The sequence below is a fragment of the Flavobacterium sp. EDS genome, from assembly GCF_020991525.1.
In the GTDB taxonomy this organism is placed as follows: domain Bacteria; phylum Bacteroidota; class Bacteroidia; order Flavobacteriales; family Flavobacteriaceae; genus Flavobacterium.
This window is the reverse complement of sequence record NZ_JAJMOZ010000024.1, coordinates 1-11,106: the sequence shown is the minus strand read 5'-3', so window position 1 is coordinate 11,106 and position 11,106 is coordinate 1. Positions and strand designations below refer to the sequence as shown.

Annotated in this window: 12 protein-coding genes and 1 pseudogene; all 13 read right to left on the bottom strand. The window is 32.0% G+C overall.

Annotated elements, in window-relative coordinates; translation table 11 throughout:
* Positions 1-262: 262 nt before the first annotated feature.
* Complete coding sequence (locus LPB87_RS19890; protein WP_230729068.1) at positions 263-613, bottom strand: hypothetical protein; 351 nt, start codon at positions 611-613, stop codon at positions 263-265.
* Positions 614-624: 11 nt separating this feature from the next.
* Positions 625-1,806, bottom strand: coding sequence for an RHS repeat-associated core domain-containing protein (locus tag LPB87_RS20790; RefSeq protein WP_347349807.1), 1,182 nt, complete (start codon positions 1,804-1,806; stop codon positions 625-627).
* Between the two features lie 597 nt (positions 1,807-2,403).
* Positions 2,404-2,883, bottom strand: a complete 480-nt coding sequence (locus LPB87_RS19880; RefSeq protein WP_129538329.1) for a hypothetical protein — start codon at positions 2,881-2,883, stop codon at positions 2,404-2,406.
* Positions 2,880-3,983, bottom strand: coding sequence for an RHS repeat-associated core domain-containing protein (locus LPB87_RS20785; RefSeq protein ID WP_347349806.1), 1,104 nt, complete (start codon positions 3,981-3,983; stop codon positions 2,880-2,882). The genes LPB87_RS19880 and LPB87_RS20785 overlap by 4 nt, the downstream gene beginning before the upstream one ends.
* Positions 3,984-4,467: 484 nt before the next feature.
* On the bottom strand, positions 4,468-4,965 hold the full coding sequence (locus LPB87_RS19870; protein ID WP_230729067.1) for an Imm26 family immunity protein: 498 nt from the start codon (positions 4,963-4,965) through the stop codon (positions 4,468-4,470).
* Between the two features lie 626 nt (positions 4,966-5,591).
* Positions 5,592-6,077: a hypothetical protein gene (locus LPB87_RS19865; RefSeq protein ID WP_230729066.1), complete on the bottom strand. Its 486-nt coding sequence runs from the start codon at positions 6,075-6,077 to the stop codon at positions 5,592-5,594.
* Between the two features lie 8 nt (positions 6,078-6,085).
* Complete coding sequence (locus tag LPB87_RS19860) at positions 6,086-7,225, bottom strand: RHS repeat-associated core domain-containing protein (protein ID WP_230729065.1); 1,140 nt, start codon at positions 7,223-7,225, stop codon at positions 6,086-6,088.
* Positions 7,226-7,749: 524 nt separating this feature from the next.
* Positions 7,750-7,971 carry a hypothetical protein gene (locus LPB87_RS19855; protein WP_230729064.1) on the bottom strand — a complete coding sequence of 74 codons (222 nt, stop codon included), beginning with the start codon at positions 7,969-7,971 and terminating at the stop codon, positions 7,750-7,752.
* A 742-nt stretch (positions 7,972-8,713) separates the two neighbouring features.
* A pseudogene (locus tag LPB87_RS19850) lies at positions 8,714-9,166 on the bottom strand (RHS repeat-associated core domain-containing protein); the annotation flags it as partial.
* 31 nt (positions 9,167-9,197) lie between these two features.
* Positions 9,198-9,548, bottom strand: a complete 351-nt coding sequence (locus tag LPB87_RS19845; RefSeq protein WP_230729063.1) for a hypothetical protein — start codon at positions 9,546-9,548, stop codon at positions 9,198-9,200.
* A gap of 10 nt (positions 9,549-9,558) precedes the next feature.
* The gene (locus LPB87_RS19840; RefSeq protein WP_230729062.1) at positions 9,559-9,702 is read right to left on the bottom strand and encodes a hypothetical protein; all 144 of its coding nucleotides are present in this window, start codon (positions 9,700-9,702) and stop codon (positions 9,559-9,561) included.
* Positions 9,703-9,968: 266 nt separating this feature from the next.
* Positions 9,969-10,334 (bottom strand): hypothetical protein, encoded by a 366-nt coding sequence (locus LPB87_RS19835; protein WP_230729060.1) that lies wholly within the window; start codon positions 10,332-10,334, stop codon positions 9,969-9,971.
* Between the two features lie 11 nt (positions 10,335-10,345).
* Positions 10,346-11,106 (bottom strand): hypothetical protein (locus tag LPB87_RS19830; protein ID WP_230729059.1); only part of this gene is annotated, 761 nt, incomplete at its 5' end.

Genomic DNA, 11,106 nt, shown 5'->3' with positions numbered 1-11,106 from the left:
CTTGTAGTTCTATTAATAGCTTATAAACTCAGTAATAAGGACATACAGAAAGAATAAAATTAAAAAATCTTCCAAAAAAAATAAGCTCAGGATTAATGCTTATCAGGTGTGATTTGGAGTATCTAGCGCATAAAAAAACCTCGCCAGTAATTGACGAGGTTTAATGTATTTTCTTTGATTATCGTTGTGCCACACGAAAGGATTCGTGCAGGAGCGGGGGTATTATTTACATAACCTTCTGCTGTTGGGAAATACTGTAATATTATTTATAGACTTTACCGTCACACTCAAAATTAAAACTCAAAACTGTATCCTTTTTATGGATACTGAAAATTAATTCTCCTTTCTTTTTTATTATAGTATCGCCAATAGCAATATCTTTTTTATAATCTGCCCACCATCTATCACTTCTACTAGAATTACAATCGCATTCTTTTTCGGTTACTGGATTTATTCCTTTATAATCAAATCTGTCATCAGTATCAGTTGGTATTTCCCGTACAATTAAAAGACATTCGTCTCCTTTTAAATCTTCTGCTTCTTCATTACAATTTCCCATAGGACCACAACAAAAGAAACACAAAGCCAAGCATAATAAAATAGTATATTTCATAATTTTTATTTTTAAAATAATCTTCTGCTGTAAGTAACTCCTCCGCTAACACCTGTACTCGGTTTAAGATTGAAAATGAAACTATTAGTTAAAATCCCTTCTCTTTTATTAAAATCAAACTGGCCTTGTTTATTAACTCTAGCACTTTGATAATGAGACACTCCATAGTTGGAATAAGAAGCGGAACCTCCTTTTGAATATCCTTTTAAACCTTCAAATAAAGAAGTACCTCCATACGTATCATGTATATCAACAGATAATCCTGCTCCAGCACTAAATCCTCTTGAACTGGAAAGCCCAGAACCAACAGAACCAAAACCTGCAAATGTATTGTCACTAGCATCAAGAGCCAAACTAAGACTTACAGAAAAAGTAGTAAAATTATAATCTACTGAACCTGAAAGTGTAAGACCATATCCATCAGGAGTGTACGGAGAATAAGGATTTTTTCCATCAATATGCTTATAAGTATCGAAATAACCTTGATAATAAGATTGGCTTTTATATCCCTTTACTACCACCTCATTTAGACCTACCGCTGGCAAATCTACTCCATTAGGTAATCCATCTTTACCAACATATTGTGCGTTTCCTGTATCAGTTCCTTGTCCTTTTTTTGATGGATCAATAGAATTATTACCACCACTCTTGTATATATCTGTCCAATGTCCTCCGTTTTGATTTAAATAATCACTCTGAAACATAGTATCGTCCCCACCGCCACCTCTATCACCTTCTGCCGTACTCATAGCACCTGCTGATCGTGCACCTCTTGGCGCCATACCATCAGGATCAATAAAATACACTGGATTATCAAAACAATAATTGTAAGGACTATATCTTCTCATCTTTTCTGCTAGTGGGTCAATATTACTCCAACCAGCTCTTGCAGGGTCATAAAGTCTCGACCCATAGTCATACATCCCAAGCCCCAGTTCGTCCTGCAGTTCTTTCCCATTGTACTTATATTTATAATCACTTGCTGAATTAACATTATACCCTTCGTGTTTTAAACCAAAAGGATAATAATTGTTTTCTTCAAGAATTTCAAGAACATTTTGAGCATTTTTTTTGTAGCTCACACGGATATTCCCTAAATGATCGGTATAATTAAACACATAACTATAATTGCTCGCTCCATTTACAGGTGTGTTGTTTACATAGCCTTCTGCTGTTGGAAAATACTGCAACACATCGTTTTTATACTGAAATCCTCCTAAATATTTCGTACTTGTGATAACTCCATTATCAGTTACAATTTTCTCTAGTTTTTGCCCAGTTGCGTTGTAAATATAGACAATGTTATCTGCTCAATAATTTTATCGCGTGAGTAACTACTTTTTTAAAGAACGTCCTTTTTCATTTTCTTGCTTTGTAAAAATAGTAAAATATATAGATTATATACTCAATTAAAAGAAAAAATTGATAATTTTTCGTACATTTTGTTGTTTTAAAAAAACTACAAATCTTTACATACATTCTTAATGCTAAACGATTTACTTTGATATTGAGCCTGTTTTTTCAAATGATTTTTTAGAACGTTTTGATTTTGATTTCAAATGAAAATTAAAAAATATTCCAATAAAACAAGCTCAGGATTAAAGCCTATTTGGTATGATTTGGAGTATCTAGCGCATAAAAAAACCTCGCCAGTAATTGACGAGGTTGGATTGGTTTATGTGATTCGCTTTGTGGGCACGGAAAACATTTCGGCACTATCGTTGCACATATCTGAGCGGTCGGGTCAATAATTAACAACCAACACATCTGATACATCGTCTATTTTATCATTACCTTGATGCATTAACAAATGTTCCGATATCAATAGTTGAATTATCATTTACTTTATGTAATAAAAAATGAAGAGTATCTATTTTAGTGTTTTTGGGGTATCTTATCATAAACACTCCATTACCAGAACCTAAATTACCAAAATGCTTTTCCTCTATTTTCCATTCTAATAAGTATTCACTTTTCTTAAACTCTTTTCTTGTTTTTTTTAATTTCAAAACAATTTGATTATTTGGAGATAATGCAACTTTTCTTTTTTCTCCGTTTATAACTTTATAATGCCAAACTTTTTCAATCCATACAGAATCAATAATATCTAAATCTCCCGTTTGCAATTTATTTGCAGTCGAGAGGTAAAACCCATTTTCTTTTGAATTTGAAATTGTTGAAGATGCTTGAGGTGTTGCTGTATTGAATTCATTACAACTAATAAACATTATCGCTATAATGCATAGACTAATTAAAACTTTCTTTCTCATTTTCTTGACAATATTGTTCGTGGCACATTCTTATTTGCCTGTTTTACGGAATAGTACATCTCATTTGGAACTACTCCATTATATAAAGCAACTCCTGCAGAATAACCTCCAAATCCTTTATATTTATCAGGGTCAACCGTTCTTACACCCAATTTATTTAAGGTTTCATTTACAGCTTGTCCGCAATTATTAAAAATAAGTGAATATTTACTCAATGCCTGTTTTGTCATTTCCTTTTCTCCTTTTTCAGCTGTGGATGATTGTATTTTAATTACTACACCTTCCTTATATTCCGAATAATCCTTATCAGCAAAAAAATCATTAATAGTATTAAATATGTCTTTCCTAGCTTCTAAAGCAGGCCCACCAGTCACTGGATTATTGCCACTATTAGAATTTTCATCGTCGTCTCTACCCTCTTTTGAAATAAATACCCATCCCGTATCGTCATTACCTACTAATAAAGCATTATGTCCAAAACCGCCTGCTCCTTTTGGCGCATTTACTACAGCAACATAATCACCTTTCTTGTATTGCTCTTGTTTAGGTGTAGAAATACCTTGACTTGCCTTTGCTTCTTCAAACGATACTTCTTTATCTCTATCTTTATAAACTCCTTTTCTTCCTGAATTATGGGCATCCCAATCGTAAGTAGCTAGCATTCCATCTGGGTCAATAAAAAATACAGGATTGTTATAACAATACGTATATGGTGACCATCTTCTAGACATTTCAGCTAATGGGTCAATATTCATCCAACGTCCAAGAGCGGGGTCATAATTTCTAAAACCATAATCGTACATTCCAAGCTCCATCTCGTCTTGTAATTCCTTCCCGTTATATTTATACTTATAATCACTTGTAGGATTAACATTATACCCTTCGTGTTTTAAGCCAAAAGGATAATAATTATTTTCTTCAAGAATTTCAAGAACATTTTGAGCATTCTTTTTATAGCTTACACGTACATTTCCTAAATGGTCGGTATAATTAAACACATAACTATAATTGTTCGCTCCATTTACAGGTGTATTGTTAACATAGCCTTCTGCTGTTGGAAAATACTGCAGTACATCGTTTTTATACTGAAAGCCTCCCAAATACTTAGTTTGAGTTACAACTCCATTATCAGTTACAATTTTCTCTAGTTTTTGACCCGTTGCGTTGTAAATATAAACAATGTTGTCTGCTCAATATTTTTCTCGCATAAGTAACTACTTTTTAAAGAACGTCCTTTTTCATTTTTTTGCTTTGTAAAAATAGTAAAATATATAGATTATATACTCAATTAAAAGAAAAAAAATACAACTTTTCGCATATTTTGTTATTTCAAAAAAACAACAAATCTTTACATACATTCCTAATGCTAAACGATTTACTTTGATATTGGGCATATTTTTTCATATGCTTTTTTTAGACTGTTTTATTTTTAATCTCAAATGAAAATTAAAAAATCTTTCAAAAAAAACAAGCTCAGGATTAATGCTGATTTGGTGTAATTTGGGGTATCTAACGCATAAAAAAACCTCGCCAGTAGTTGACGAGGTTGGATTTGTTTATCAATTGTATTTATTAAAAGTATTATCAGGATTGGTTGTTTTCTATTGAATCAATACTTTTGATAACATTAGAATATAACATCTCATCATATGAACTATTCCATTCAATGATTTTGTAATATGCTTTCATTGCTAACTCGAATCCTACTGGAGCATTATAAGTTTTGTAATTCAATAATTTCTCTTCTTCAGAGCTAGCTTTTCTCAATTTATTATCAAAAAAATCTTGAATATAAACAGGTTCTGTTCCTATTTTGTAATATGGCAACTTAATTTTATCTAGATTAGATTTTACATTATCAATCACTACCCAATGTTTATGATAAAATTTGGCATCAAAAGTATTTCCAAAAAGTAGTATCTTATCTTTTAACAATTCTTCTGTTTGAGGTCTAGAACGATACGAACCTTTAAAAATTATAATGCTAAAAGCATCTTTTTTGTAAAATCTTACAATTTGTCCATAACACTTTGAATTTTCACTAATAGAAAATTCGAATATATCTCCTTCTTTTAATTTCATATAGTAATATTATTGTCGAATTACATTTTTTCTATTTGAAGCTCCTCCTTTAGGATTTGTATTATTAGTCGGTCCTTCTAGTGTTGTTTACATAGCCTTCGATTACAATTTTCTCTAGTTTTTGCCCCGTTGCGTTGTAAATATAGACAATGTTATCTGCTCAATATTTTCCTCGCGCGAGTAACTACTTTTTTAAAGAACGTCCATTTTCATTTTCTTGCTTTGTAAAAATAGTAAAATATATAGATTATATACTCAATAAAAAGAAAAAAATTGATAATTTTTCGTACATTTTGTTGTTTAAAAAAAACAACAAATCTTTACATACATTCTTAATGCTAAACGATTTACTTTGATATTGGGCATATTTTTTCAAATGATTTTTTTAGAACGTTTTGTTTTTAATTTCAAATGAAAATTAAAAAATCTTCCAATAAAACAAGCTCAGGATTAATGCTTATCGAGGTGATTTGGAGTATTTAGCGCATAAAAAAACCTCGCCAGTAATTGACGAGGTTGGATTGTTTTAAGCAATTCACTTTGTAGCATGTGAAGGATTTCCACGCTAACATTGTGCATTTCTGAGCAATCGAGCTATTCTCTAAATCTATTTTTCATCGTCATATTTAGACAATTTTGTACGTTCCGCTTCCGTCAAAATCATTTCCTGAATTCATATCTGATAATATTAAGCCAATATCAGTAGAATTAAATTTTGACACTAATTCATTCCAATAATCTTCATTTATTAGTTCATTCTCTGAATCTACTAAATCTTCATAATTATAATCCTTAAGAAACTCAATTAGTATATCCTCTAATACAAAGACAATTAAACCTGTATCTGTGGAAAAGAAGGAGGTATCTCCTTCTACAACTTCGTCATAATCAACTTTTTCTATTTGGTTGACAAAAAACGTATTTTTATTTGATTTATATTGAGCAAATGGTGTGTCGGTATAGGGGAAAATTTTCTCCCTTATGTCTTCAGGTAAACTATTAGTACTTAATAATTCTTTTTTGATATCATTTAGATATAGAGCATCAATTATATAATATGATTTACCAATACTCAATTCCAATGGTTCATTATTAATAGATATATTTTTCATTTTTTTTATTATTTGTAAGGTACATAACGTGAATGCTCTAGTCCATAACGTTTCAACATAGATTCGGCTTGATAAAATATTTGGGAAGGTGTCGCATTTGGATTTGCTTTGATAAAATCAGCCCATTGCTGATTCCATTTACCTTGACCGTGGAGGGTCTTCAAGTGATTTTTTGCACTCATTTGAATCGTATAATCATCAATATTTTTTATGCCACGACCAGCGAACCATTTTCTAAATTGCTGTGATAAAACGTGATGTTTATGGAGCTTTCCAGATTTAATTAAACCGATTACTGCTCTAACAGATGTTGATGTTTTCGCTTTTCCTTTTGTTACAACTGCGAATGCTAAAGCCGACTCAGGTGAATCACCTCCAATTTCATTAAACAATTCAGTGTAGAAAGCTTCCCAAACACCAAAGATATCAAAAGCACCACCAATCGGAGTAGCAGCGCCAGTAGCCATACGTTGTACATTGGCATAACCATTAAAATCCATTAATACCTTATCTCCCTTTCGATAAGTTTCGCCTGGAGCCTCATGCCCAATTACAGACAGACCTGATTTTGAACCACCTGGCTTCCAACTATCACCCACCAAATATACATTATCGTCCCCATCATTCCTATGCTCAACTACTTTACCCCCTTTATCTACAAAAGTTGACTCAAAGTAATTACTTGATGAACCTCCTTCTGGAGCAAGTCCACTAGGGTCAGAAAATAATATAGGATTATTATTAGAAAAATTATATGGTGATAAATCATCGAAATTTTCAGCAAGTTCATCTATCACTCCCCAACGTCCAATATCTGACATATAGTTTCGAGCTTCCATGTCATACATGTTAAGCCCCAGTTCATCTTGTAGCTCTTTTCCATTGTACTTATACTTGTAATTCGGTTGTTTATTATCTGTATTATACCCCTCATGTTTTAAACCAAAAGGATAATAATTATTTTCTTCAAGAATTTCAAGAACATTTTGAGCATTTTTTTTGTAGCTCACACGAACATTTCCTAAATGGTCGGTATAATTAAACACATAACTATAATTGTTCGCTCCATTTACAGGTGTGTTGTTTACATAACCTTCTGCTGTTGGAAAATACTGCAGCACATCGTTTTTATACTGAAATCCTCCCAAATACTTAGTTTGAGTTACAACTCCATTATCAGTTACAATTTTCTCTAGTTTTTGCCCAGTTGCGTTGTAAATATAAACAATGTTGTCTGCTCAATATTTTTCTCGCATGAGTAACTACTTTTTAAAGAACGTCCTTTTTCATTTTTTTGCTTTGTAAAAATAGTAAAATATATAGATTATATACTCAATTAAAAGAAAAAAAATACAACTTTTCGTATATTTTGTTATTTTAAAAAAACAACAAATCTTCACATACATTCCTAATGTTAAACGATTTACTTTGATATTGGGCATATTTTTTCATATGCTTTTTTTAGACTGTTTTGTTTTTAATCTCAAATGAAAATTAAAAAATCTTTCAAAAAAAACAAGCTCAGGATTAATGCTGATTTGGTGTAATTTGGGGTATCTAACGCATAAAAAAACCTCGTCAGTAGTTGACGAGGTTGGATTTGTTTTATCTGATTCGCTTTGATTGGCCAATGCTACACGAAAGGATTCGTGCAGGAGATATAAAAAAATAATTAAAAAAATTTATCTTTCAAATAAAATATAGTACCTATTAAAAGCCCAAATAAAAAAGCTACTACATAAACTATTAGTATGATATCTAATTTATCATCAATTATTCCGATTATTGTAACAATAATTAAAAGAAATATTAATGCAATATTTTCTGGTTTTTTTACCCAAAAAATGATTTTTTCTTTTGTTGTAAGTGATTTATTTTTTTTTCTTTTTTTCATTTAAATTTTCTACTGTTGTTGATGCTGCTCCTGATGCTGTCGCTGAAGATGCTGAAGATCTTTTATTAACATATGTATTGAGCCTTTTTTTAGCCGTATCTACATCTGCTTTACTTTTAGGAGTTGAATTAGACTTACCTCTAGCTATATTTTTTTCTCGATTTATATTTGCTTGTAATTGTTTGCCCTTGACTGAATTTAAGGCTTTTTTCTCGACAATTTTACCTACTCCTCTTCCTACAAACTGCCCTGCTGTCACGTCAATAGCTGTGTTTTCTAATGAAACCTTACCGTCTTTAATACCTTGACTAGCTATACTAACTCCAGTATCAGTTGCAATATCAACTCCAATTTTCACAACAGTAGATGCATTTTTATACTGTTTTAAAGCTGATATTCCTCCGCTTAATGCTCCTGCACCTGCAGAAACATAAATCGAAGTTCTATCTATATTTGTCCAAGCTTCCATCCCTCTTTTTCCTGTAGCGAAATTAGTAGCAACTTGGAGTCCATAATCGACACCAATACCTATTATTGCACCCCAAAAACAAGATGGACATCTACCATCTGGGTCATCAAAAGATACTGGATTGTTATATCCATAACCATAAGGATTTAAATTATCTATATTGTATATTCCACCACCTAATTCAAGATCGTTAATGATAGACATATAAACTTCGTTTTGGTCATCTTCATCATCTACTTGACTATTATCATTAGCAAACTTAAGGTCATTAAATAAAGGGTCGATTTGTGTCCAGCGTCCTATATCTGGCATATAATTACGCCATCCATAGTCGTACATGTTAAGCCCTAACTCGTCCTGCAACTCTTTTCCGTTGTACTTATACTTGTAATTCGGTTGTTTATTATCTGTATTATACCCTTCGTGTTTTAAACCAAAAGGATAATAATTATTTTCTTCAAGAATTTCAAGAACATTTTGAGCATTTTTTTTGTAGCTCACACGGATATTCCCTAAATGATCGGTATAATTAAACACATAACTATAATTGCTCGCTCCATTTACAGGTGTGTTGTTTACATAGCCTTCTGCTGTTGGAAAATACTGCAACACATCGTTTTTATACTGAAATCCTCCTAAATATTTCGTACTTGTGATAACTCCATTATCAGTTACAATTTTCTCTAGTTTTTGCCCAGTTGCGTTGTAAATATAGACAATAGAATCTGCTTAAGGCACAAATCCGAACAGTCTGATACTATTTATAGACTTTACCGTCACACACAAAATTAAAACTCAAAACCGTATCCTTTTTATGGATACCGAAAATTAATTCTCCTTTCTTTTTTATTATAGTATCGCCAATTTCGATGTGATCACTATAAAGTGACCACCATCTGCCACTTCGTTCGGAATTACAATCACATTCTTTTTTAGTAATAGGACTAATTCCTCGATAATCAAAGATATTGTCAATATCTCTAGGTACTTTTTTAACAATTAAAACACATTCATCCGATCTATAGTTTTCTGCAGAAGCATCGCAATCATAAGATGGTCCACAAGAGAAAAAGAGTAAACATATACAAAGCAAAAAATCATATCGCATATTTATATTTTTAAAATAATTTATAGGTATTTGTAACACCATAGTTACCTCCTGTACTTGGCTTAAAATTAAAAAAAACGCTATTTGTAGTAACTCCTTGTGGAGAATTTACAAATTGACCATTTATTTCATCGACACTTTGATAATGTGACACTCCAAAATAATTAATAGATCCACCACCACCTTTTGCATAATCTTTGAAGCCTTTAAATACTGTTGCCCCTCCGTAGGTATTAATAAGATCTAAAGAAAGACCTAGACCTGCACTTAACCTACTATTAGAAAGTCCTGACCCAAAAGTTAAGAAGCCTCCAAGTTTACCTTCTTCATTTGAAACAAGACTAAATGCTATAGAATATGTTGCATAATTGTAATCAGCAGAAGCTGAAAATGTTATACCTGACCCATCAGGTTAGCAACTTATTTCATGTTTTTTACAACATTATTATAATCTAAAATTTCTAATAATTTTCCTTCTCGATAGTGCTCAACTTTCAAACTTCCTCTCTTTTTATAAATCGAGTCATCAACCTTAAATTTGTTTTCCCACTTTGGAGGAACATAAAAATTATGGTCAGATATCTTTAAGGTTAAGGTATTATGACTCATTTTTAATCTATATATAGAATCTACCTTACCACTATATTCAGTATCAATCTCATGATTAAGGTAAACTTCTTTATGTGTTTCTTTATCTGTTATTGATTCAAAAAAGACCCAACTAAATAGTAATAAAAGAGGAATAACTATTACTCCTATTAAAATAATTTTTTCTTTAGCACTCATTTTTAAATTTATTATTTTTTTAATGTTTTTGTTGTACCATATGAATAAATACCTCCAGCTCCCCATCCTCCTCCAGGTCCCATTCCTGACTGATCAGCTCTATAACCTCTCTGTATTTCTACTTTATTTTGTCCAAAATTAGATGGATTCATTTTATCTACAGCATTCATATTTTTATCAATTGTACCACCTACAGACCAAGCAGCATCAAAAGCAGGAGCGCTTACACCTGCTGTATAACTACTAGAGTTACCTGCAAAGTCAGAAGTTGTAAATTGATTGTCCCCTGTTGGACTAACTGTACCTGCTGAAAGTCCCATAAATAATCCAAATCCTATATTTCCATTGAAATTAAGAAAAAGATCTGTATTACCAACAGCATCATTTACAATCCCAAGTTGAACACCAAAACCACCACCAAATGCACCATCAAATCCTACAGAAACAAAACTTCCTCCAGTTTGACGAGATTTGAATGAAGAGCCTGCTGCATTCGTAAATGATCCATCACTACCTGCTTGTATAGTAGCGCCATCTTTAGTTACTGAACCATCAGAATTAAGATTAACAGAATCCAAAACGTTACCATTTTGTTTAGATGTTACTGTAGCAGCTTCTCCAATATATTTTGCACCACTACCGTGATATTCCTCAGCAGTTGCTTGATCAGTTACTCTGTCATCCCACATATATCCATCACCATCTTTAACCCAATCATCCCCACCGCCACCTCTATCCCCTTCTGCCGTACTCATAGCACCTGCTGATCGTG